Origin of the sequence: Hymenobacter gelipurpurascens, from assembly GCF_900187375.1 — a bacterium.
GTDB classification, from domain to species: Bacteria; Bacteroidota; Bacteroidia; order Cytophagales; family Hymenobacteraceae; genus Hymenobacter; species Hymenobacter gelipurpurascens.
Genome location: NZ_FYEW01000003.1, coordinates 190,772 through 212,965 on the forward strand (window position 1 = coordinate 190,772; position 22,194 = coordinate 212,965).

The window sequence follows — 22,194 nt, forward strand, 5'->3', positions numbered from 1 at the left end:
CGGGTCATTCCGAGCGGAGGTGAGGAATCTTGGTTAGGCGCTAGGCCAGCATTCCAGATTCCTCGCCTCCGCTCGGAATGACATGTTTTAGGTTGGCTGCGAAGCTGATGTAACTGGCCTAGGAGCCAATGCCTGCCGTACCCAGGCACCACTAAGCGCCGCTAGGCCACCTACCAGCCCGGCCAGCAGCCCGGCCACCAGTACAAGTACCCAGGAGCTGCCGCCGAGGGGAAGTAGCGTAGCCAGCCGCTGGGCCAGGCGCTCTACTCCGTGCAGGTTCAGCCAGGTGGCCGGAATCCACCAGCTCAGTCCCGCGCCCAAGAGGCCCGCCAGAAACGCTTGCCCGCCAGGGCTGCCGCGCCACAACGCCAACAGGAAACACACCGGCACGATGCTCCACCAGGGTAGAAAAAGCTGGAATACAGCACAAAACACCAGTATCAGGAGCAGAAGCCAGAGAAATCGGGGCTTCGGTTGAGAGGAAACCGGAGAGGTCATTGAGGATGTATCAGGAAACAAAGGAGAGAATAACGAGCGGCAACTAGTGGCCTAGGGGTTACTGAGAGGCTTCCAAGCGCCAGGCGGACTGGAGGCGTGGGTGGTTTTCGTCGGCGGCGCGCAGGAACACCAGCTCATCGAGGTGGCCTACGCGCCAGGGCTCAATCATATCATCATAATACGCCGAGGCCGGGTTGCCGCTTTGCCCGCCGGGGAAGATACCGTAGGCCTGCACCTTCGGGCCCAGCGCTACCACCATGCGCCACGACGGGCCGTTGCGCGGGCCGGTAGCATTCACGCTGCCGGGGCTGCCGGCGCAATCGATATCCGCGCGGCCGAAGCCGGGCAAGTTGGCCAAGTGGTTGATGTCGGTGCTTTTCTGATTGGCCCAGGCCCACTTCGGTCCCAGCGGCCCAAATTTGCGCGTCAGAGAATCGACGGCGAAGTTTAGCGACGCTAGCAGTAGATCGTGCACGTTTTCCTGCTTAGCCGTGCGCCGGTCGTCAATCCATGGAGACGTCGTGCTGCGCTTGGGCGCTTCGGTTTCTGCCAGCAGCAACCTATTCGTACGGTCGCGGGATGGGTAGCGCATCTCTAGGCCAGTGGCTTTCGAGCTAAAGTCATCCTCCCACAAGCGGTCAACCAGATTATTATACCACAACTCAAAAACGGTAGCGCCTACAGCATCGGCATTGTAGTGATAATCCCAGCGTTGTAGCGCCTCCTGCGCGCTGTAAGCAGGAGAGTTGGGTGACAATGGGGCTTCTTTGCTGAGCGCGCGCAGCATGGCTGGCAGCATCAGGCGGGCATTCACACCCAAGTTGTCGTTCTGGAGTTGGCGCAGACTATCGGGAGTGGCGCGCCGCATTTTGGCCAGCTGCTCATTAATGCGGTGGGCGCGGTCAGCAGGGGCATAGTCCCAGCCCAGGTAATAGGGGTAGTCGAGGCCAGCGGAGGGCTGGTTGGCTGAGGATACGAAGCCGCGCGCTGGGTTTTCTACGTGCGGGTTCTGCTCCATCGGAATCCAGCCGTGCCAGTCGTAGGCCACATCAGAGCCATCCAGGATAAATTTGCCCTGGTCCTGCCACTTCAGCGGGAAGCGGCCGTTGGGTCGGATGGCAATATCATTCTGGTTGCTGGCAAAAATGAAGTTCTGGGCCGGTGAGCCGTACGTTTTCAGCGCCGCCGAGTAATCCTGGTAGGAGCGGGCCCGGTTGAGGCGGTAGAAGGCCAGCACCTCGTTGGCGCCATCGTGGGCGGTCCAGCGCATGGCGTGCCGGATGGGCGTCTGCTTGTTGAACACCTTTTCTTCCCGGTCATACACGATGGGGCCGTGGTGGGTGTAGAGCACCGTATCGAGAAGGTCGGGCTGGCCACGCACTACCACCCGCTCTACCACGCGGCGCACCGGTTTCCAGCGACCCTCGTGCCAGTACTCGCGCATGGCCTTGTTCTTAAACTTGAGCTGATACCAGTCGAGCACGTCGCCGCCCACGTTGGTCACGCCCCAGGCCACATTCTCATTGAAGCCGATAATCACGGCCGGCGCCCCCGGAATGGTCACGCCGTACACGTTCAGGCCAGGCGCGGTCATCTGTACCTGGTACCAGATGCTGGGCAGGTTGAGCTGCAGGTGCGGGTCGTTGGCCAGAATGGGTAGGCCCGAGGCCGAGCGGCTGCCCGCCACCGCAAAGTTGTTGGAACCCAGCTCCGCATCCGGTTCCCGGGCCGGCACTTTATCGGAAATAGCTGCCGCGAAGGAGGGCGGCGCCACGGGTACCGGCACGGGCTTAAACGCCAGCGGCGAGCCGGTGGGCACAATAGCATCCTGGCGGTTAGGGTAGTCGGGAAACAGGTCCTGCACCACTTTGGGGCCATATTTGCGCAGAATGTTGCTCAGGCGCAGATCGTCGGAGCGGCCGCTCAGGTCCCAGGCCATGAGCTTAAGTAGCAGCGCGCATTTCAGCGGCTGCCAGGGCTCGGGAGCATAGTCCAGAAGCTTGTATTCAAACGGATAGTCTTTGGGGGCAAGGGTGTTGATGTAGGCATTCACGCCCTCGGAGTACGACTCCAGCACCACGCGCGTGGTAGGGTCTTTCAGCATCTCGCGCAGGGAGTTTTCGGCGCCGTAGGCCAGTCCCATGCGCCGCTGAAACCGGTCGTACTCCAGCGCCTTCGAGCCCACCACTTCCGAGATGCGGCCGGCCGCCACGCGGGTCATAAACTCCATCTGCCAGAGTCGGTCGTGGGCCGTTAGGTAGCCTTGGGCGTAGTAGAGGTCGTGCTCGTTCTCGGCAAAAATGTGGGGCACGCGCCGGTCGTCGAAACGGACGCGGACGGGCTGGCGTAGGCCAGGTAGCTGCAGGGTTTGGGGCTCCTCCAACGCTTGGGCATCTTCGCCGTTCTGCCAGATGCCGCGGTAGGGGCTCAAGAGCTTGCCCATGGGCGGCACGTCGCCCTGTTTAGCGTTCAGAACCCACGTGAGGGTGAGCGTGATAACAACGGCCAGCAAGGCCTTCAGAATACGAAGCATAGACTACCAGAAAGCCAGAGCCCGGAAGGTAGTAAATGCTTCGTATTCTACGGTTCAGTATGGCCGCTATGCTTTACTCAGTCGAGGCCGCAGTAGCGCCGCCTTGAGGCAGATATATCCGGAAGCCCAGGTTGAGGCCAAGAGAGCCCCGGCCGAACCCTTCGGAGGTGCCTGAGTTATGGCTGTAGGCCAGTAGGGTCTCTAGGCCTACGTTGGGCGCCAGGAAATACGTGTAGCCAAGTCCGGCGCTGGCTTGCAGGTTCACATTATTGCTGCTGATAGCAGCGAAGCCTACTGGTTTTACACGATTGCTGTTCAGGACGCCACCTACGCTAAGCTCCCCAAAAAAGCGGTGCCGGCTAGTGGAAGGTAGATAATACCGTAGCCAAGGCAGAAGTCCTATTGCCAGACCTCGTTGTTTTGTCCGGCTGCTGAAGGAATCCTGATACTTTACAAACGAGTAGCCAATGGGCAGGCTTACCCCTAAAGCCACATTATCTGCCACAAACGTGCCTATTGAAGGAGCCAGTGTAGCACTGATTCGCTTGTAGTAATCTGTTTTCTGATAACTGATATCTCCGGCGCTCAGGCCCAGTACGCGGGTGCCTTTCGTGGTTTGAGCCTGGGCCTTAGTGATGGATAGCGTGGCTGCGAAAAGTGCCACGAGATAAAAGGGTTTGTGCATGTAGCGAAGTGATAAAAATTAGAGTGATACAAAAATGCTGTATCAACTCCGATGCACCCAGCCTAAGTATACCAATTCTCTATATTTAATCAAAAAAGCGCTGATTAAAGCAAAAAGGCCGCTTTCCCTCTGGGGAAGCGGCCTTTTGTGTTGCTAGAAGGTGGCCTAGAGGTTCTCGCCCTGCCGAACCAGCCCGGCAATGCCAATGCGCTGAAGGCGCAGGCGCACTGCATCGGCCTCGGCTTGCGAGGCGAAGCGGCCTACTACAATACGGTTGAGCGTTTTGCCCGATGCAGTGCTGGTGGCTACCGACGTAACAAGCAACTTAGGCTCCAGGCCCTGAATTTTTTCCATCACGGCCTGCGCGTTGCGCAATTCGCCGAAGGTGCCCGCCTGAATAACATACGTGGCAACAGGCTCGGGGCGTAGCGCTACATCGGCGGCTTCCGTTTCGCCGGCCCGGATATCGGTCAGGACGCTGACTTCTGCCACGGCGGCTTCATCCTGAAGCAGTGCCGCCAGATTCTCAGGAGCGTCAACGGGGCCCAGCGGAGTGTCTTGGGGCATTACCTCGGCCACTACCGATACGGCACCGTGCGTCACGATACCGAGCGGGCGGGCCGCTACTTCTGATAGATCGAGGATGCGCTGGTGGCGGAACGGGCCGCGGTCAGAAACGCGTACTACTACAGCTTTGCCGGTTTCGGGGTTGGTTACGCGCAACCGAGTGCCAAAGGGCAGGGTTTTGTGCGCGCAGGTGTACTTGTTGCGGTCGAACCGCTCGCCGCTGCTGGTGCGGAGACCTTGGTGTTCCTTTCCGTACCAGGAGGCACGGCCGCGCAACACAGCGGACTTTTTGGCCGAGGCGGCCGGGGCTTTTTCATCATCACTTACCCGCAGCGTACGGGCCGAGACCGAGAAGGCCGTCAGCAGCACGAGGAGCATGGCCATCATCAAGCCCGAGACATGCAGTCGTAGAGTCAACTTCATCTATTCTCTTGGTTGGTGAGTAAGACAAATCTATAAGTGTCCGCCAAACCATTGCCATACCTGCCACTCTCACTTGACTAGAGAAAGCCTATTAATTTACCTTTTCTAAGAAAATTTGCATTTAAATAATCAAGTATAGGAATAAGAAATAGTGGATTGTGTTTCCCTAAGAGTGATTTTGTATTCTAATTAGACTTATTCCGGGGCAACTGAAAAATAAGACTATGCGCTGCTGAAAAAATTTTGGCTTCGGCGCTACGTCTATGTCTGGAGGTAGGTTGCAAAAGTCTCGGAAATTTTATAAGGGATATAGGCTAGGACACTTGCAGGATTGACAAGATTCTGGTAAATGGACGCTACCCACGCCGGCCGGTTTCGCCGTATCTTTGGCCATGGATTTTGGCCGCCTTTCCGACCTGCGCTACGTTGATTTCCGGCTCCCCGCCGACCACCCCGAAACCGCCGCCGTGCTGGCCCGGGCGCTGCCTACCCAGGGCGCCCCGCCGCAGGTGTATGTGGGTTGCCCCATCTGGACGAATAAGGCCTGGCTGGGCAACTATTTTCCGGCCGGTATTAAGGATACCGAATACCTGCACCACTACGCCCGGCAGTTCAACAGCATCGAGCTGAATACCACGCACTACCGCATTCCGGATGCTACTACGGTGCGCAAGTGGCGCGAGGCGGTGCCCGCCACGTTCCGGTTTTGCCCCAAAATTCCACAAATCATCAGCCACGACCGGGCCCTGTACAACGCCGATGACCTCACGAGCAGCTTTTGCCGCGCCATTGAAGGGCTAGGCGAAACGCTAGGCCACGCGTTCTTGCAGCTGCCGCCCACGTTTGGCCCCGAGCACCTGCGCCGCCTAGAGCGCTACCTGCTCGATTTTCCGGACTACGTGCCGCTGGCCGTAGAGCTGCGCCACCCTGCCTGGTATGCTGACCGGGAGCTGCTCTCCTCCGTGACGGCCATGCTGGAGGCGCTGGGCAAAGTGCTGGTGCTGAGTGATGTGGCGGGCCGCCGCGATGTGCTGCACATGCGCCTGACTACGCCCACGGCCTTCGTGCGCCTCAACGGCCACGGCCTCATCGACTCCGACTTCCGCCGCGCCGATGATTGGGCCGCGCGTATTGCGAGCTGGCTGGAGAGTGGCCTACATACTGCCTATGTCTTCATTCATCAGAAGGACATCATGCACTCCCCGCTCTGGGCCGAGCACTTCCTGCGCCGCCTCCACGAGCTAACTGGCCTACACGTACAGCCGCCCCGCGTGATTCCGCAACCGGTGCAGGGCAGCTTGTTCTAAACCGAAAGTGGCCTAGCACCTCACTATGAAGTTGCTAGGCCACTTTGTTTACTTGAGTTTTAAATGCTCTAAGGAACGAGGCTGATTTTCACAACTCCCTCAAGGTTCAGGTTGGGCCGGCGCTTGTAATCAGGGAAGTTGCCAGGGCCCATAGTGTACTGATTGGAAACACCAGCGCCTGCGTAACCATCAAACAATCCGTGGCGACCAATCCGACGTTGCATACCCCAAATCAGGTTAAGCGAAGAATAGCCGTAGCCGATGTGGAGACGTTCAGTAGAGCTCTGTCGTTGGTAGGTGTAGAAGGCGGAGGAAGAATGTAGTGCTAAATAATTCCCCACGAAGGGGCCAGTAGCCCGACCCTTCGATTTACGCTTTTCCTGGTTGTAGTAGTAACGCACCCCGGCATCGGAGCCAGGGTCTATTAGTAAGGGAGCATTATAGCTGTAGTAGCGACGTCGCGTGAGATGAAGGCCTGTAGATAAGTTTCCGTAGATAGATACTGCCGGACTCAGGTGGTGCTCTACGCCTAGCACTACGGGAACACTCACCCCCCGGAAGTCCCCAAATCCAAGTCCGGCACCGCGCGTTAGGCCAGTGCCCAGCTTAAACAGCGTGTTTTTGGTGGGAGCTGGCTCAGGTGCTGCTGGAGCTATAGCCTCGGTAGGAGGGTGGGAAGGAGATTGGGCCCGCGCGATAATCGGAGTGGTGGCTACTAAGGCCAGAATTACCTTGAAATAGGAGGTGCACATAGGCAAACTAGAATAAATAGAAATGGATTCGGGATAGTAACTATAGAAGTATGCAGTATAGTATATGATTAACTAACGCGGCAGACTTTTTTGGAGGTGCTACGTCCTGGTATGCCTGCATAAGATAAAATATCCTTAAGGAATCAGGCTGATCTTGATACCTATTTCGGCGTTTATGCCGAGTTGCCGCTTGTACTCCGGGTAGCCGTTTCGGTAAGATGACATCATGGGGTTCTCAATACCGGCGCCCACGTAAGCATCTAGCAGCCCATGCTTGCCTATGCGCCGCTGCGCGCCCCACAGCAGGCTCAGGCTGGAGTTGTCATACTGGTAGCGATACGCTTCGTTGTAGGAGTTTTGGGGATGGTTGGAGTAAAAGGAAGAGGTAGTTTGGAGCGCGAAATAGTTGCCAACGAAGGGGCCGGTAGCGCGGCCTTTCTCTTTGCGTTTTTGCTGATTGTAATAGTAGCGCACGCCGGCATCGGCACCGAAAGACCGGAGGAAGGAACGGTCAAAGTCACTACGCCGCCCAATGTTCAGGCCCCCAAACGCGTTGCTATACACCGATACGGCTGGGGTAAGGTGGCGCTCTACGCCCAACACCAGCGGCACCGATAGGCCAGAGTAACCGCCCAGCTCAAAGCCCCGCGTGATGCCGGTACCTGCCTTGAACAGCGTCTTCTGCGTGATTTCGGGCGCCGGAGTTGGTAGCTGAACAGCTGCGGCCGGAGCTGGCGTAGTAGTTTGGGCCAGCACGGCAGCCGGAGCGCCGACTGCCAAGGCCAGCGCTAGTTTCAGATAAGCAGTACGCATAGAAATAGGAAGTAAAAATGGAGGATACCCCTAGGAGAGAAGGAGCCAGCAAAAGGTTGGCAGTGGCCTAGAATATTCTGCGTAGCGCTTGGCCACCTGCCATCTATAAAATATGGGCACAATGGTCTCAGGTAAATCCAAGGGCGGGGCAAAACCTGTATCTTGAGCCTGCGCCGCACCTGGGGCCTATTATACCATATGAACGCATCGGCTTTTGCTCTGATATCAACCTTTTCGCTCCTCCTTGCTGCCGGCGCCGGCGCACAGACGCTGCCTGCCGCCACCCCCGAAGTGCACTGCTCCTTGCTGGCAGTGGGCGTAAAGGAGCGCGCGGCTGCCGTACCTCTCATCATTGAGGGCGAAGTACTGGAAAGCCAGGGCTTTCGGGGCACCAATGGCCGCATCTACACCAGCAACCGGGTACGCGTGTACAAGCTGCTGAAAGGCCAGGCACCCGCTGAGCTGACGCTGCTTACCGAAGGCGGCACCGTAGGCCTAGACCGCCAAGACCTGACCAATACGCTTAGCCTTGTGCCCGGCCAGCAAGGGGTTTTCTTTCTGGAGCCGGCCGCTTTCAGTGGTACCGCTGCCGCCGGAGTGGCCTACGCGGCCTACGCCAGTTTGCAGGGCTTCGTGCGTTACGATGTAAGCACGCTCACGGCCGCCGAGCCCTTTCGCACGTACTCGTCCGTTGATGCTGACTTCTACCAGCAAGTGGCCCCCGGCACTCGTGTAGCGCAGCTGCAGGCAAACCCTACGCTGGAAGCGGCAGTAGCTCGTCGGCTGACGCCGGTGGCCAGAAAAGTGCTAGCCCCTGTCATCTCGTTTATTGGGCCGCTTACCGTAACGGCCGGTACCGGAACTGTACTCACCATCACGGGCACCGGCTTCGGAACCACCCGGGGCAGCGGGTTCGTGGAGTTCCGCAACGCCGACGATGGCGGCGCTACCTACACCAAAGCCACCGACGCGGACATAGTCAGCTGGACTGATAACCGGATTCAGGTGCTGGTACCGTCTTTGAGTGCCAGTGGTAATACGGCAGGCACCGGCCCCGTGCGCGTCACGACCACTGATCAGCAGCAGGCCGTGAGTCCGGCTATTATCACGGTGGTATATGCTGCCACCAACGTGCAGGATGACCGGTTGAAGCTACGTACGCTGCCCGGGGCTCTCAACCAGAATAAGGAAGGCGGCTACTCTTTCCGCTTCGACCCCAACTTTGCTTCCAATGCGCTGGCCAATGCTGCCTGGCAGCGCGCCCTGGCCAACTGGCGGTGCCAGACTGGTGTGAACTGGGTAGTAGGCGACCCCCGAACCAAGGGCGGCGTGGCCGAAGACGGCGAGAATGCGGTCGGCTTTGACACGGGAACGGAGCTGCCAACCAACGTGCTGGGCCGTACTACCAGCTACTACCGCGGGTGCTACCTTTCCAACGACCGGGTAAGCTTCTATGTGCAGGAGATTGATACGCAGTTTGATAGTGGCACCAACTGGCAGTATGGGCCCGCAAACCCTTCCTCAAACCAGATTGATTTTGAATCGGTGGCGTTGCACGAGCTAGGCCACGCTCAGCAGCTTTCCCACCTGATTCTGCCCAGCGCCGTGATGCACTATGCCGTGGCCCGGGGGCAGGTTGGCCGGCGGCTGGCGGCTGTCAGCGACATAGCCGGGGGGCGCTACGTGCTGCGCACCAGGGGCTTTGTACGCTCCGAATGCAGCAGTGGCAGCAATCCTATGCTGCCGGCCCCAGTTACGCGCCAGCTGGTAGAGTTCGTGCCTGGCGCTGGCACTATCTTCCAGTGGATCACGCGCGACGAGTGTTTCGTGACGGGCTACGTGGTGGAGCGGGCCTCCTCTGATACCACGGCCGGTTGGCAGGCCGTGGGTACCGTAGCGGCCGGCGCCGCAAACGGAACTTACCGCATTACGGATCCGCAGCCCCGCTCCGGACTAAGCTACTACCGCCTGCGGGTGCGCCGCCCCGATAACTCGCTTGATTCGGCCGTGCCGCTGGCCTCAACCGATGATGCGTCAGCGGCAGCCAAGGGCTTGGTACTGTATCCAAACCCCATCATAGGCGCCAGTACGCCCGTAACGCTGCAGTACCAGGGCGGCGCCAGCTCCGGCAAAATCACGGTGCTTTTCTATGATGCCATCGGGCGCTATCAGGGCGGCACGGTGCTCAACTATGAGCCGGGTCTGAATATCTTGCCTATTGTGCCGCCGCTGATGCGAGCCGGACTGTACATTGCCCGCTGGAGCGACTCCAACGGCGCCAGTGGCCGGGTGCGGCTAGTGTTTGCACGCTAGGCCAGTACAGTACGAAGCCCGCCCTCGCTACCCGAATGTGGCGCTGGGGCGGGCTTCGTGTATAGCGTGTATAGTATCAGAACGGAAAAGTGTTCTGTAGGTCAGTCGGTTATCGTTGCAGCAGCATGGCGCCGTAGGAGTAGCCGCCGCCAAACACCGTAATGACGACATTCTGACCAGGCTGCAGGCTAGGCCAGGTGTCGGCGAGGGCAATGGCTGCCCCAGCGCAGCCCGTGTTGCCAAGCTCCTCGATATTAGATACCGCGCACTCTTCAGCCAGCCCGAGCTGCTGCACCACGTTTTTGGTAATGCGCAGGTTGGCCTGATGCGGAATCAGGTAGCTGACGTCCTGCACGCCCAGGTTGTTGCGCTCCAGGACCTGCTGCGTCACGCGCGTCATGTACTGGCAGGCATTGATGAACACATCTTTGCCGAACGGCATTACAATACCTTTCTCAACCGGCTTCAGCGTAACCGATACATCGGCCTTGCCAATGTTGCCGGCGCCGCCTGTCAGCACGGTACGCACTAGCAGGTCGGTGGGGGCGAGGCGCTCCGGTGTCAGGAGCAGCGCCGCCGCGCCATCGCCCCAGAGGTGGCCCGCCATGGTATCATGTTCGTTGTTGTAGGCCGTGTTGTGCTCACTTACTACTACCAAGGCCCGCCGGGCTTTGCCCATAGCGAAGTAGCCTTCCACAATCTCAATGGCGTTGAGCAGCGAAGAGCAGGCCGAGGAAATGCTGACCACCGGAATATCCGACACGTTCAGATCCCGTTGCACCGCATGGGCCAGCGTAAAAATGGTGTCGTGGGGCGTGTAGGTAGCCCCCACAATTAGGTCTACCTCAGCCGCCTCAAAAGCGGGAGCGGCTGCCAGCACCCGGCGGGTAGCTTCCAGCGCCATGGTGTTGGTGTTTTCTTCGGCAGAAGCCTTCCGGCGTGCCCGAATGCCTGTGCGTTCCGTAATCCACTCGTCGGATAACCCGTTTAAACGGGTGAAATGCTCGTTATTGATGATTTCGGCGGGCAAATAAGCCGCCACCTGATGAATGTACACGCGGTAGTGGGAGGAATGAGGGCAAAGCAAAATACGGTACAAGGTACGCTGCTGACCGCAACTTCTGCCGGCATTTCGGCAGATGGCCCGTACTTTGCACGCCGTATCTTCGTTCAACGGCCTGTAGTTTGCTCAGGTTCAGGTGCGGCTCTTATAAGATTATGATGTTTCTGAAATTCCTTCGCCGGGCCTTGGTAGTGGTGGGCTGTGGCCTATTGTGGGTGCCAGCCGCCCAGGCGCAAAAGTATCGTACGGCCGCAGGTATCCGTCTGGGTGCTGGTAATTACGGCCTAACAGTGCAGCAAAAGATCTTCGACAAAACAACTCTGGAGGGCCTAGGCCTGGTGTCTTCGCGCGAGGTAACGGCTACTCTGCTGGCCGAGCGCCACTTCGGGATTCTGGGGCCCAGCCTCAACTATTACTTCGGTGCTGGCGGCCACGTGGGGCGCAACAAAGATACCGGCGCATTTGGGGGCATTGATGCGCTGGCCGGCATCGAGTACAAGGTCGCTCTCACTCCCTTTGTGCTTTCTCTGGATTTCAAGCCCAGCGTGGAGTTCAACTCCGACGATTGGGCCCGGTTTCCCACCGCTTTTTCTGTGCGCTATATCCTGATAAAAGAGAAAAAGACTGGCCTACTCAACGACATCTTCGGCAGCGACAAAGACAAGCAAAAGTCGAAACGCAAAGCCAAACCAGCTGATCGGAGAGGACTGTTTGACTTCTAGGATATTGTTTAGCTTGATGCGTAGTAAGTGCTTGACCAATAAGGAGTAATAAGGAGATAAAGTTGAGCTTAAATAGGAGATCAGCCCCGGGCGGCAGAACATTTGTTCTGTTCGTCCGGGGCTGCTCTCATTGTTGGAAGTGAGCCCACACAATGATATAATTATATAAACTTGAAATTTTTTATCATAAGTGTTTGAAATAAAGGGCTTTGTAATAGTAATCGTATTTCGTCCTATGCATTTAGTATAATCTATCTTTATTAATTAATACTAAATAAAATAAAAATGTTGCAATTGGTTTACCGTTATGTATATTTAATATAAGTATTGTCCTGTATTTGTTAAAAATCCCCACCTATGGAAACACTTACTACTTCACTGGCCCGACGGGTGCTCGGATGGATATTGTTATTATTGCTTCTGCTGCTTGTAAAAGTGTCTCATGCCCAACCTACCGGCTGCACAGGTTCTGACGCCGGGGGGCAGCCCGCCACCAATGGTTTGTACGCAGAGTATTTTACAGGCTATTTCCAGGATAACCAGACTTTCTTCAACGATAAGCAGAATCCACCGGGCCTACGGCGGATAGATGCGCAAGTGAATTTTCCTTCGGCAGCAAGCTGGGGCAACTTGCAGCCAACTGCCGGCAGTGGAACAGCCCAGGACGCCGACAACTATAGCGTGCGCCTGCGCGGCAGCCTGCGCATTGCCACTGCTGGCACGTACACGTTCTATCTCAAATCCGATGATGCTGCCTATCTCTGGCTTGATGGGGCGGCCCTGGCCCTAACTCCTACAACCGCTTCCGCGCTGATTGATAATGGCGGCAACCATTCCACCAGGACAGTAGCAGTGCCTGTTGAGCTTACCGCTGGCCTCCATAACGTCCTGATCCATTACGGGGATGACTGCTGCGACAACGTGCTGGTATGGGAATATGAAGGGCCGGGTATCAGTCGGCAGGTGGTGCCTTCGGAGGTGCTCTGCACGGCCCAACAGCCGGGGCCGCTGAGCCCACGTACCCTGGCCTACACGCCTGCCTCCCAGGCGCTGGTTGCCGGCAACGCGGTTACGTCAGGAGTACCGGTCGTGGATGATGGAGGTTCGGCCATCACGGGCTTTGCACTCGCCAACACCACTCCACTGCCCGCTGGCATCAGCATCAACTCCTCTACGGGTGCACTGGCTGTAACGGCCTCGGTGCCAGCCGGCGCGTATGCGCTGGATGTAGCGGCCATCAACGCCAATGGCACCACTATCTTCCGCAATGCCTACCAGTTTCTGGTAACGCCGGGGCTGACTGGTGGGTGTGGCGGCAACGACCTCGCCGGAAACCCGGTAACTGCGGGCCTCTTCGCGGAGTATTTTTCGGGGTATTACAACGGCGACGTCAATTTCTTCACTACTAACAAGCCCGGCTTTACCCGCACCGATGCCCAGCTAAACTTCCCGGATGACGCCAGCTGGGGAAATATTACCAGCGTAGCCAGCGGCCCGGTAGATGCCCCCGACGTCTTTAGTGTGCGGCTGCGCAGCAGCTTGTACATCCCCACCACGGGCAGTTACACCTTCTATCTGACCTCCGATGATGCCGCCTATTTGTGGCTGGATAACGCTGCTTTGGAAGCAGCCCCGCAGCAATCGGAAGCGGTTATCGATAATGGCGGCAACCACCCCGCCCGCACCGTGGCCACCACGCTTCGCCTGGAAGCCGGCCTGCACAACCTCCTGATTCTCTACGGCGACGAGACTCTAGGCAGCGCTCTGGTGCTGGAGTTTGAGTCGGCCGAGGCCAACATTGCGCGCCAGATAGTGCCGGCCGCACAGTTCTGCACGTCGGTTCAGCCGCTCCAGCCACTGGCTACCAGGCTGCAATACTCGCCGAGCGTGCTGCGGGTGCAGACTGGCCTAGCAGGCGTTTCGGGTATGCCTACGGCCAGCAGCGCTTCCGCCATTGTAGAGTACATCCTGGAAAATGCCGCCGACCTGCCAGTGGGCATCACGCTCAATGCCGTTACGGGGCAGGTGCTGGTAGCCAGCAGCGTACCGCTCGGAGACTATGAGCTAAACATTGGCGCCCGCAATGCCGGCAGCACGGCCATCTTCAACGATGTAGTAGAAATAAGCGTGATTCCGGCGCCGCCTACCGGGTGCCGGGGCATCAATCCCGATGGTACACTGGCTACTTCCGGCCTCTATGCTCAATATTACAAAGGCTACTTCGGCTACGACCTCACCTTCTTCGACCGGACGCCCGTAGGCCTCTCCCGCTCCGAAAATCGGCTGGACTTTGATGGGGAAAGCTGGGGTGACCTGGCCAGCGTAGCCAGCGGCACGGCGCAGGACCCCGACGGGTTCAGTGCCCAGTTTCGTGGCCGAATCCTGATAACGAAGGCCGGCAACTACACTTTCCACCTTACCTCCGATGATGGGTCTTTGCTCTGGCTGGATGCCGGTGCTCTAGCCACGTCACCTTCAATTACCAACGTGCTTATTGATAACCGGGGCTACCACCCTGCCGAGACGCTGACAGGTACCATATTCCTGGCAGCTGGCCTGCACGATATGCTCGTGATTTATGGCGACGATAGTGCCTTCAATGTGCTGAAACTGGAGTACGAAAGTGCTGACGCGGGTGTGCCGCTGCAGGTAGTACCCATTGCTTCGCTTTGCACCACTGGTTCCTCGGCGCCATTGCCCGTTGTTCTGACGCGCTTCACCACCGAAACCGTAGCAGCTGGTATCAAAGCCAACTGGGAAACGGCGCAGGAAACCAATAGCGACTTCTTCGAGGTAGAGCGTTCGGCTAACGGGAAAGTGTTTGAGGCCGTGGAGCGCCGCAAAGCCGCTGGCACCACTACCCAGCGACAGGCCTACACCCTCACCGACCGCGCTCCGTTGGCGGGTGTGAGCTACTACCGCCTGCGCCAGGTAGACCTGGATGGTACCGTACATTTCTCCTCTGTGGTAGCCGCTAAGTGGAACGGCAACCTAGCGCAAAACCTAACGGCCACCATCTTCCCGAACCCTACCTCGGGCAGCTTTACGGTGCGCGTGCAGCAGCCCACTGAGCAGCCCGTGCAGCTAGAACTGCTGGATATGCAGGGCCGGGTATTGCGCCGGGAAACTATTTTGGGGCAGGCTGCGCAGTCGTACACCGTGCAGCCGGGCCACCTGCCGGCCGGCCTCTATCTGCTGCGCCTGACCACCAGCGCAGGCCGCATCACGGAACGCCTGGCGGTGGAATAGGCCTAGGCTAGTACCTAGTAAATAAAAAGCCTCGACTACCTGGTAGCCGGGGCTTTTTGTTGTCAGAGAGTTAATTAGCCAGAGTGGCTACTCGCGGTGGATGCGGCCGCTGCCGATGATTGAGCTGCTGATTTTGGGGCTGCCCATCACATACACATCACCCGAGCCCACAATGCTGGCATCCAGGCTCTTGGTAGCCATGAGGCGGCAGTCGCCAGAGCCGCTGATGCTCACGTGGCAGGCCTCGCTGCGTAGTTTGGTGGCCTTCACGGTGCCGGAGCCGCTCACGCTTACATCATGCGAAGGAGCAATGCCCGCCGCCTCAATGGTACCGGAGCCGGCCAGGGAAGTGCTAAGCTTGTCTGCCGTCAGGTTGGCCAGCTCAATGCCGCCGGAACCACTTACCGAGAGGTCAAGGTCTCCTGTTTTTACGGCATCGTTGGCCCGTATTTTCCCGGAGCCACCTACTGATAAGGCCTTGATAGTCGGCATGGTGATGTACACCGTCACGTTGCCTTTATTGCGGTACCAGGAGGTGCCGCTCTCCTTTTTGTTGCCGATGCGCAGGCGCCCGTTGCTCACGGTCGTTTCGAGGTGGCCTAGGTCTTCCGCATCACCTTCTACTTCTACTTTTTGCGGGCTGCCCTGGCGCAAAATTACGGTGGGCGAGCCGGCCAGGCCAATGGAGGTGAAGGCCGAAACCGTGCGCGTTTCGCGGGTGGCCACCACACGCGGCCGGAACGCTGGTAGAACGAGCAGGGCAAGCAGCAGGGCCGGCAGTAATAAGCGAAGCGTTTTCATGGACAGAAGGAATAAGGTGAGTTTCAAAAGGATAGATGTAACCCTCTGAACAACGGTTGCCCGAGAGGCAGAAAGAATTTTGTCTTATCTATATAGCCTGCAAGCCTACTTCAGTCAGGCCTAGGCCACCGCTGGGCTGAGGGAAGCCAAGGCACATCCGGCCTGCTGTGGCTTCAGGATAGGCCTAGCAGCTGGTTATCATTGAAACATACTCTTCCAAGAGGCGGCGCCGTCTCACTGCGCGGCTTTATATACACCGACTGATTATAAGTTTCCCTACTCTCTGCTATGCACCCGAACGAAGAACTTTTGCATCGTTTCTACCAGGCGTTTCAGCGCCGTGAGTATGCGACCATGGCCGCGTGCTACCACCCCGAGGCCACCTTCGATGATGCGGCCTTCGCCCTCCGGGGAACTGATATAGGGCTGATGTGGCGCATGCTCTGTGAGCGTGGCAAAGACCTGCAGCTCACCTATACGGGCGTAACCGCCGATGACCACGTAGGCCACGCCAACTGGGATGCGCACTACACCTTTTCACAAACTAACCGAAAGGTGCATAACCATGTGCCAGCTCATTTCACCTTCCGGGATAACCTCATCCTGACGCACCACGATGACTTCAACTTCTGGCGCTGGTCGAGGCAGGCGCTGGGCCCGATGGGGTGGCTGCTGGGCTGGTCGGCGTTTCTTAAGAATAAGGTCCGCACTTCTGCCCGCCAAGGGCTGGAGGCCTACAAAGCACAGCTGCTGAAAGCATAAAAAAGCCCGGACTGCACTTGGCAGTCCGGGCTTTTTTAAGGTTATCCTGCCTTATTCTACCAGATTTTTACACGCGCAGAATCAGCCAGATACAGCTTCTGGCCGGGCTTCACATTGAAAGCTTCATAGAAGGCCGGCACGTCGGCGAAGGGGCCGTTTACGCGGTACTGAGCCGGAGAGTGTACATCGGTGAGGATGCGCTGGGCCAGCACCTCATCGCGCTGATGGTTCTGCCAGCCCAAGGCGTAGCCCAGGAAGTAGCGCTGGGTAGGGGTGAGGCCCCCAATTTTCTCGCCTTTCTTGTACTGGTCGGTTTTCTTGAAGGCATCGAAGGCAATGACGATGCCGCCCAAGTCGGCAATGTTCTCACCGGCCGTGGCCTTGCCATTGATGTGCAAAGAATCAAGCACGGTGTAGCCATTAAACTGGCGCACGATGCTGTTTACGCGCTGCTGGAAGGCGGCGCGGTCTTTCTTGCTCCACCAGTTGCGCAGGTTGCCTTTCTCATCAAACTGGCTGCCCTCGTCGTCGAAGCCGTGGGTCAGCTCGTGGCCGATAGTGCTGGCGCCCGCGTAGCCGTAGATGATGGCGTCGTCGGCGTCTTTGTCGGCTAAGCCAGGTACGGAGAAGATGGCGGCCGGCAACACGATTTCGTTGTTGCTGGGGTTGTAGTAGGCATTGTAGGTCTGGGGCGTCATTTCCCACTCAGTGCGGTCAACGGGCTTGCCCAGCTTGTTGATGTTGTAGCGGTACTGCCACTCGTTGGCCCGCATCACGTTCCCGAGGTAAGAATCGCGCGTGATGTTGAGCGAGGAATAGTCGCGCCACTTGTCGGGGTAGCCTACTTTCGGGGCGATTTTGGTCAGCTTCACCAGGGCCTTTTGCTTGGTGGAGTCGCTCATCCAATCCAGCGCTTGAATATGCTCGCGGAAGGCGGCCACCACGTTCTGCGTTAGCTTGGCATAGCGCTCCTTGGTTTCGGGGGTGAAGTATTCCTTCACGAAAAGCTGACCCAGGATTTCGCCCATGCCGCCTTCTTCCTCATCCAGCACGCGCTTCCAGCGGGGACGCTGCTCTTTCTGGCCCTGCAGAATGGTGCCGTAGAAACGGAAGTTCTCATTGTCAACCGGGTGGCTGAGCTGGCCGGCGAAGCTGTGCACGAGGTGCCACTGCAGATAGGCCTGCCACTGCTCAAGGGGTGTAGACTTCAGCAGCTGCCCGGCCTTCTGGTAGAACTCGGGCTGGCCTACAATCACGGTATCTACTTTACCCAGCTCCATCTGGGCCAGCCAGGGTTTCCAATCGAGGCCAGGGGTGAGCTTGCTCAGGCCGGCTACCGGCATTTTGTTGTAGTTGGCGTACGGGTCGCGGAGGGCTTCCAGCTTGCGCGAGGAGCCGGCCAAGGCCGTTTCCAGCTGCATAATCTGGGCACTGTGGCGCTGGGCCGTCACGGAGTCCTGGCCTAGCAGCTGCAACATGCGCGCTACGTGGCGCACGTACTCCTTGCGGATGTTGCTGGTGCGGGTGTCCTTATTGAAGTAGTAGTCGCGGTTGGGCAGACCCAGGCCAGCCTGGTACAGGTGCATGGCCATTTTGTCGCTGTTCTTGGCATCCTGGCCTACATAGCCGCCAATCAGCGAGTTCACACCCAGCACCTTGTGGCGCGCAATAACCGCCTGCACATCCGCTACTGATTTGATGGCCGCAATTCGGTCCAGCTCCGGCTTCAGGGGCGCGATGCCTTGCTTGTCAATCGTCACGGAATCAAGGCCTGATGCCCAGAAGTCGCCGATTTTCTGTTGGCTGCTGCCGGCTTTGGCATTGGCTTTGGCGGCTTCCTCGTTGAGGGCGCGCAGGCGGGCGTACACCTCGTTCTGCACTTCCTTCCCAATGCCCCATGAGCTTTCAGACGCCGGAATAGGGTGAGCCTTGAGCCAGGCGCCGTTAGCGTACGTGAAGAAGTCGTCGCCGGGGCGTACGGTGGTGTCGAGGTTGGCCTGGAGCAGATCGGTCTGGGCCGCGCCAGACTTGCCGCCGGATTGACAGGCCGTGAACACCAGACCGAGCATCGGCGCAGCCAGCAGCCAGGGCCGCAGAGTAAAAGGGAAGTGCATAGAGGAGAACGGGACAAAATGTGTGCGGCGAATGTAGCAGGAAGCTCGCATTTCGCGTAGGCCTATGGACGCAGACTGTTGGGCTAAGGCTGCGTGTCGTAGGCCAGTATTCGGAACCAGTTGTTTGAGTAATCTGTATCTTAAACAGTGCCGGAGAAGTGGCCTGGAAGCTCCCCTGGGTTACTGCCTGTAACCAGCCTGATTCTACCCGTTTTCCTATGCCGCTTAAGCTCCTGCTGCTCCTCAACTTTGGCCTGGCCGCGTACCTCACCGGCGTCATCTGGACGGTGCAGTTGGTGCATTACCCCAGCTTCGCGCAAGCCGCCCGCGACACGTTTCCGGCCTTTCATCAGCAGCATTCCAGCCGCATCAGTTGGGTAGTGCTGGCCCCGATGGTGCTGGAGCTGGGGCTGGCCATCTGGCTGGCGTGGCAGGGGAGGGCGCTAGGCCAGGGCGTATGGTGGGCGCTCGGGCTGGTGCTCCTGATTTGGGCCGCCACGTTTTTCATCTCCGTACCGTTCCACAACCGCCTGGCCTTGGGCTACGACTACGTAGCCATCGATGGCCTGGTGCGTACCAACTGGATCCGGACCCTGGCCTGGACGGTGCGCAGTGGCCTGTTGGGCTGGCTCCTGTGGAAAATGCTGAATTTTGCGGCCTGAACCTGGCTTGGCTACTCGCGTAGCATCCCACCTGACCTATCTTCTGCCATACATCATCCCATGCTTCCTCCCGCCGACGCCTTTCTTCCCGAGCTTCAGTTCCAGACCAGCCGTAGCAGTGGCCCCGGGGGACAGAACGTGAACAAAGTAGAGTCCAGGGTAGAATTGCGGTTTAGCATTCCGGCTTCTCAGCTACTAACGGAGGAACAAAAGGAAACGCTGCTGCAAAAGCTGGCTTCCAAATTGACCACGGAGAGCGAGCTACTTATCTCGGCGCAGGAAGACCGCAGCCAACTGCGCAACAAGGAAATTGCTGTGCAGAAGTTCTACGAAACCCTGCGCAAAGCTCTGCACAAGCCTAAAGCCCGCAAAGCCACCAAGCCAAGCAAAGGCGCCGTGCGGCAGAGGCTGGAGTCCAAGAAAAAGCATGGCGACAAAAAAGCCAATCGTGGTCGGGTTGACTTCTAGGGCACTGGCTATAAGTATATTAATTTAGGTCTAGGCCGAACAGCACGCCAAACCAAGGCTTATGCTGATAGATCCAGCTACGGCCATCGGGGCCGAGCAGGTGGTCGGCCCCGATGGCCAGGCCCAGGTTGAAAATGTGCGCATCGTAAATGGCAGCTGCTCCGGCATGCACCACGAAGCCTTCGTATTCTGTGACAGCTTGCTGCCGCGTAAAGTCGGGCGTGATGAGTGATGAGCCTAGGCCAGTAAACAGGCCGTAGCCCAAACCAGTAGTGCGCACCACTGGCTGGCGGCGCCCACCCAACAACTGGTGGCTGGTAAGATGATAGAAATCAAGACGCCGGCCTAGGTAAAGCGCCGCGTTGAAGTTGGTGTTGAGCTGAAGAGGAACTCCGCCCCGAGAAGGCCGAATCTTGAAGGGAATTGTGAACACATCTAAGTCAAACCGCCGTGCCGCTACCACCACATGGTGGCCAGGGCGAAGGCGGTAGAAAGCGGGCAGGCTAGGCCACTTAGCTTGCGCTGGACTGAGACTATCGGCCCGAAAAAAGAGCGTGTCGCCCTGCTGCCGGGCGTAAAGGGGGCGGCCCGGCGGCAGCGCCTGTCGTAGGGTTGCTTCGTTGGTTTGTATGGCTCTATACTGGCCCTCGGGCAACTGATCTAGCTGGCCTACTGCGGCGCAGCCTGCCAGCATACCACCTCCTAAGGCACCCGTCCATCGGGCTGCCATTCTCTGCAAATAGAAAGCCCGATGGTCCATGGCGCAGTAGTTAGCGCTTGAATCTACAGCAAAGTGCCGCTTAGCACGAACGTTGCTACTGAGAAGTAGATAATCAGGCCGGTAACGTCTACCAGCGTAGCCACGAACGGCGCCGAAGACGTAGCCGGGTCGAGGCCTAGTTTCCGCAGCAGCATGGGAAGCATGGCGCCAGATAGTGCCCCCCACAGCACAATGCCCAGCAGCGAGAAGCCTACCGTAACGGCAATCAGCTGCCAGTACGGCCCAAAGTAGCCTGGGTCGATGTAATTAGCCCACAGTACGATGCGTAAGGCGCCCACCACGCCCAGAATACCACCCAGCGCCAGCCCCGAAATGATTTCGCGGCGCATTACAATCCACCAGTCGCTGAGCGTAAACTCGCCAAGGCTCATGGCCCGGATGATGAGCGAAGTGGCCTGGGAGCCCGCGTTGCCGCCCGCCGAAATAATGAGCGGGATAAACAGGCCTAGTACGGCCGCCTTCTGTAAGTCATCCTCGAAGTGGTGCATGGCCGAGGTGGTCAGCATCTCACCGATGAGCAGAATCACGAGCCAGCCAGCCCGCTTCTTCACCATCTTCCAAATGGGCGTATCGAGGTACGGCTCATCGAGGGCCTCCGAACCACCCAGTTTCTGGATATCTTCGGTGTCTTCCTCTTCTCGAATGTCGAGGATGTCGTCGATGGTCACGATGCCGAACAGCACACCGTCGTCGTTCACAACGGGCAGGGCCACGCGGTTGTTGCGCCGAAACACCTCAATAGCTTCTTCCTGGTCCTGCATAGCTTTCAGGAACACGTAGCGGCGGTCCATGAGCTCGGTCACGCGCTTCTGCGGGTCGGCCAGCAGTACCTCCCGAATACCGATGTCGTCTACCAGCACGCCCCGCTCGTCCGTTACGTAGAGCACGCTCAGGGTTTCCGACTGCCCGCCGTGCCGGCGGATGTAGTCCAGAATCTGCTGCACCGTCCAGCTTTCCCGAATGGCAATGTAGTCGGGCGTCATGAGGCGGCCCACCGAGTACTCGGGGTAGCCCAGCAACTCCAGCGTTACCTTGCGCTCCGGCTCCGAGAGCGTCTGAATCAGCTCTTTTACGAAGTCATCGGGCAGGAATTCCAGCAAGGCCGTCCGGTCATCCGGCGACATCTCGTTGAGAATGTCCGAAATTTTATCCTGCGAGAGGTTAGCCAGAAAGTGCTTCTGAATATCCAGATCGAGGTATTCGAATACCTGCGTGGCCAAACTTAGTGGCAGCAACCGGAAGATAATCAGCTGTTCCCGTTCTTCCTCTTCGTCAATCAGCTCGACCAACTCGGCCGGCTCAAAATTTTTGAGGAGTTCCTTGAGCTTGAAAAACTCGCCCTCCTGAATCAGGGACGTAATGTGTTCGGTAGTCGGGTGCTGATTCATGTAAACAAAGAGGGGTGTGTCTCGCTAGGCAGAGGGTGTTGGTGACAAGAGCCGAACCGGCGCGCAAAAGTAGCCTTTCGGGGGCAGATTACTGGGGTGCGCTGCAGAATAAATCCCCGGCCAACTATGCCCCATCTACGCAGGTAAGTGGCCTACGGACTTTTAGTTACCTCAACAGTCTCGCTAGGCTACCTGGTTTAGGTTAGTGGGCTGCGCAGCGGGCGAGCGTAACCTTCCGCTGATGCTGGCAGTTCAGAGCCGAGTAGGTACGTACTTTAGCGCCCGTTCATCTT

At 58.1% G+C, this 22,194-nt stretch carries 18 protein-coding genes; 7 read left to right on the forward strand and 11 right to left on the reverse strand.

Annotated features, from left to right (window positions below; all coding sequences use genetic code 11):
- Nucleotides 1-87: 87 nt before the first annotated feature.
- The 4 genes from CFT68_RS19095 to CFT68_RS19110 all read right to left on the reverse strand — a co-directional run bounded on the left by CFT68_RS19095 (nucleotide 88) and on the right by CFT68_RS19110 (nucleotide 4,706).
- A complete protein-coding gene (locus CFT68_RS19095) occupies nucleotides 88-498 on the reverse strand; it encodes a hypothetical protein (RefSeq protein WP_141106628.1) in 411 nt (136 codons plus the stop codon).
- A 58-nt stretch (nucleotides 499-556) separates the two neighbouring features.
- Entirely contained in the window at nucleotides 557-3,031 is a 2,475-nt protein-coding gene (locus tag CFT68_RS19100) for a penicillin acylase family protein (RefSeq protein WP_088845281.1), read from the reverse strand.
- Nucleotides 3,032-3,104: 73 nt separating this feature from the next.
- Complete coding sequence (locus CFT68_RS19105; RefSeq protein WP_088845282.1) at nucleotides 3,105-3,716, reverse strand: hypothetical protein; 612 nt, start codon at nucleotides 3,714-3,716, stop codon at nucleotides 3,105-3,107.
- Between the two features lie 165 nt (nucleotides 3,717-3,881).
- Nucleotides 3,882-4,706, reverse strand: a complete 825-nt coding sequence (locus CFT68_RS19110) for a septal ring lytic transglycosylase RlpA family protein (protein ID WP_141106629.1) — start codon at nucleotides 4,704-4,706, stop codon at nucleotides 3,882-3,884.
- Nucleotides 4,707-5,098: 392 nt separating this feature from the next.
- Between CFT68_RS19110 and CFT68_RS19115 the strand changes: the two genes are divergently transcribed.
- Complete coding sequence (locus CFT68_RS19115; RefSeq protein ID WP_088845284.1) at nucleotides 5,099-6,013, forward strand: DUF72 domain-containing protein; 915 nt, start codon at nucleotides 5,099-5,101, stop codon at nucleotides 6,011-6,013.
- A gap of 68 nt (nucleotides 6,014-6,081) precedes the next feature.
- Here CFT68_RS19115 and CFT68_RS19120 read toward each other — a convergent pair whose 3' ends face one another.
- Together CFT68_RS19120 and CFT68_RS19125 are read right to left on the reverse strand one after the other, a co-directional pair.
- The gene (locus tag CFT68_RS19120) at nucleotides 6,082-6,765 is read right to left on the reverse strand and encodes a hypothetical protein (RefSeq protein WP_088845285.1); all 684 of its coding nucleotides are present in this window, start codon (nucleotides 6,763-6,765) and stop codon (nucleotides 6,082-6,084) included.
- Nucleotides 6,766-6,900: 135 nt separating this feature from the next.
- On the reverse strand, nucleotides 6,901-7,578 hold the full coding sequence (locus tag CFT68_RS19125) for a DUF3575 domain-containing protein (RefSeq protein ID WP_088845286.1): 678 nt from the start codon (nucleotides 7,576-7,578) through the stop codon (nucleotides 6,901-6,903).
- 198 nt (nucleotides 7,579-7,776) lie between these two features.
- Here CFT68_RS19125 and CFT68_RS19130 point away from each other — a divergent pair, with 198 nt between their 5' ends.
- Nucleotides 7,777-9,891 (forward strand): matrixin family metalloprotease, encoded by a 2,115-nt coding sequence (locus CFT68_RS19130; RefSeq protein WP_088845287.1) that lies wholly within the window; start codon nucleotides 7,777-7,779, stop codon nucleotides 9,889-9,891.
- A gap of 109 nt (nucleotides 9,892-10,000) precedes the next feature.
- Here the strand turns inward: CFT68_RS19130 and CFT68_RS19135 are convergent, their stop codons facing one another.
- Nucleotides 10,001-10,948: a 3-oxoacyl-ACP synthase III family protein gene (locus CFT68_RS19135; protein WP_088845288.1), complete on the reverse strand. Its 948-nt coding sequence runs from the start codon at nucleotides 10,946-10,948 to the stop codon at nucleotides 10,001-10,003.
- A 161-nt stretch (nucleotides 10,949-11,109) separates the two neighbouring features.
- Here CFT68_RS19135 and CFT68_RS19140 point away from each other — a divergent pair, with 161 nt between their 5' ends.
- Together CFT68_RS19140 and CFT68_RS19145 are read left to right on the forward strand one after the other, a co-directional pair.
- Nucleotides 11,110-11,676 (forward strand): hypothetical protein, encoded by a 567-nt coding sequence (locus CFT68_RS19140; RefSeq protein ID WP_212590444.1) that lies wholly within the window; start codon nucleotides 11,110-11,112, stop codon nucleotides 11,674-11,676.
- A 357-nt stretch (nucleotides 11,677-12,033) separates the two neighbouring features.
- Nucleotides 12,034-14,925 carry a PA14 domain-containing protein gene (locus CFT68_RS19145; RefSeq protein ID WP_088845289.1) on the forward strand — a complete coding sequence of 964 codons (2,892 nt, stop codon included), beginning with the start codon at nucleotides 12,034-12,036 and terminating at the stop codon, nucleotides 14,923-14,925.
- Between the two features lie 87 nt (nucleotides 14,926-15,012).
- Here the strand turns inward: CFT68_RS19145 and CFT68_RS19150 are convergent, their stop codons facing one another.
- Nucleotides 15,013-15,726 (reverse strand): head GIN domain-containing protein, encoded by a 714-nt coding sequence (locus CFT68_RS19150; RefSeq protein WP_088845290.1) that lies wholly within the window; start codon nucleotides 15,724-15,726, stop codon nucleotides 15,013-15,015.
- 288 nt (nucleotides 15,727-16,014) lie between these two features.
- Here CFT68_RS19150 and CFT68_RS19155 point away from each other — a divergent pair, with 288 nt between their 5' ends.
- Nucleotides 16,015-16,488 (forward strand): nuclear transport factor 2 family protein, encoded by a 474-nt coding sequence (locus CFT68_RS19155; RefSeq protein ID WP_088845291.1) that lies wholly within the window; start codon nucleotides 16,015-16,017, stop codon nucleotides 16,486-16,488.
- Between the two features lie 56 nt (nucleotides 16,489-16,544).
- Here the strand turns inward: CFT68_RS19155 and CFT68_RS19160 are convergent, their stop codons facing one another.
- Nucleotides 16,545-18,602 carry a M13 family metallopeptidase gene (locus CFT68_RS19160; protein WP_088845292.1) on the reverse strand — a complete coding sequence of 686 codons (2,058 nt, stop codon included), beginning with the start codon at nucleotides 18,600-18,602 and terminating at the stop codon, nucleotides 16,545-16,547.
- A 218-nt stretch (nucleotides 18,603-18,820) separates the two neighbouring features.
- Between CFT68_RS19160 and CFT68_RS19165 the strand changes: the two genes are divergently transcribed.
- Together CFT68_RS19165 and arfB are read left to right on the forward strand one after the other, a co-directional pair.
- A complete protein-coding gene (locus tag CFT68_RS19165; protein ID WP_088845293.1) occupies nucleotides 18,821-19,264 on the forward strand; it encodes a hypothetical protein in 444 nt (147 codons plus the stop codon).
- 60 nt (nucleotides 19,265-19,324) lie between these two features.
- Nucleotides 19,325-19,732 (forward strand): alternative ribosome rescue aminoacyl-tRNA hydrolase ArfB, encoded by a 408-nt coding sequence (gene arfB, locus CFT68_RS19170; protein ID WP_088845294.1) that lies wholly within the window; start codon nucleotides 19,325-19,327, stop codon nucleotides 19,730-19,732.
- A 19-nt stretch (nucleotides 19,733-19,751) separates the two neighbouring features.
- On the opposite strand, the gene CFT68_RS19175 is transcribed toward arfB, so the two are convergent.
- Together CFT68_RS19175 and mgtE are read right to left on the reverse strand one after the other, a co-directional pair.
- On the reverse strand, nucleotides 19,752-20,462 hold the full coding sequence (locus CFT68_RS19175; protein WP_141106630.1) for a hypothetical protein: 711 nt from the start codon (nucleotides 20,460-20,462) through the stop codon (nucleotides 19,752-19,754).
- A 53-nt stretch (nucleotides 20,463-20,515) separates the two neighbouring features.
- Nucleotides 20,516-21,901: a magnesium transporter gene (mgtE, locus tag CFT68_RS19180; RefSeq protein ID WP_088845296.1), complete on the reverse strand. Its 1,386-nt coding sequence runs from the start codon at nucleotides 21,899-21,901 to the stop codon at nucleotides 20,516-20,518.
- Nucleotides 21,902-22,194: the final 293 nt, after the last annotated feature.

Coding starts and splice junctions, on each gene's coding strand:
- CFT68_RS19175 (WP_141106630.1), bottom strand. CDS start 20,462: ATGGCAGCCCGATGGACGGGTGCCTTAGGAGGTGGTATGCTGGCAGGC.
- CFT68_RS19150 (WP_088845290.1), bottom strand. CDS start 15,726: ATGAAAACGCTTCGCTTATTACTGCCGGCCCTGCTGCTTGCCCTGCTC.
- CFT68_RS19110 (WP_141106629.1), bottom strand. CDS start 4,706: ATGAAGTTGACTCTACGACTGCATGTCTCGGGCTTGATGATGGCCATG.
- CFT68_RS19125 (WP_088845286.1), bottom strand. CDS start 7,578: ATGCGTACTGCTTATCTGAAACTAGCGCTGGCCTTGGCAGTCGGCGCT.
- CFT68_RS19115 (WP_088845284.1), top strand. CDS start 5,099: ATGGATTTTGGCCGCCTTTCCGACCTGCGCTACGTTGATTTCCGGCTC.
- CFT68_RS19095 (WP_141106628.1), bottom strand. CDS start 498: ATGACCTCTCCGGTTTCCTCTCAACCGAAGCCCCGATTTCTCTGGCTT.
- CFT68_RS19160 (WP_088845292.1), bottom strand. CDS start 18,602: ATGCACTTCCCTTTTACTCTGCGGCCCTGGCTGCTGGCTGCGCCGATG.
- arfB (WP_088845294.1), top strand. CDS start 19,325: ATGCTTCCTCCCGCCGACGCCTTTCTTCCCGAGCTTCAGTTCCAGACC.
- CFT68_RS19165 (WP_088845293.1), top strand. CDS start 18,821: ATGCCGCTTAAGCTCCTGCTGCTCCTCAACTTTGGCCTGGCCGCGTAC.
- CFT68_RS19100 (WP_088845281.1), bottom strand. CDS start 3,031: ATGCTTCGTATTCTGAAGGCCTTGCTGGCCGTTGTTATCACGCTCACC.
- CFT68_RS19140 (WP_212590444.1), top strand. CDS start 11,110: ATGATGTTTCTGAAATTCCTTCGCCGGGCCTTGGTAGTGGTGGGCTGT.
- CFT68_RS19120 (WP_088845285.1), bottom strand. CDS start 6,765: ATGTGCACCTCCTATTTCAAGGTAATTCTGGCCTTAGTAGCCACCACT.
- CFT68_RS19130 (WP_088845287.1), top strand. CDS start 7,777: ATGAACGCATCGGCTTTTGCTCTGATATCAACCTTTTCGCTCCTCCTT.
- mgtE (WP_088845296.1), bottom strand. CDS start 21,901: ATGAATCAGCACCCGACTACCGAACACATTACGTCCCTGATTCAGGAG.
- CFT68_RS19105 (WP_088845282.1), bottom strand. CDS start 3,716: ATGCACAAACCCTTTTATCTCGTGGCACTTTTCGCAGCCACGCTATCC.
- CFT68_RS19145 (WP_088845289.1), top strand. CDS start 12,034: ATGGAAACACTTACTACTTCACTGGCCCGACGGGTGCTCGGATGGATA.
- CFT68_RS19155 (WP_088845291.1), top strand. CDS start 16,015: ATGCACCCGAACGAAGAACTTTTGCATCGTTTCTACCAGGCGTTTCAG.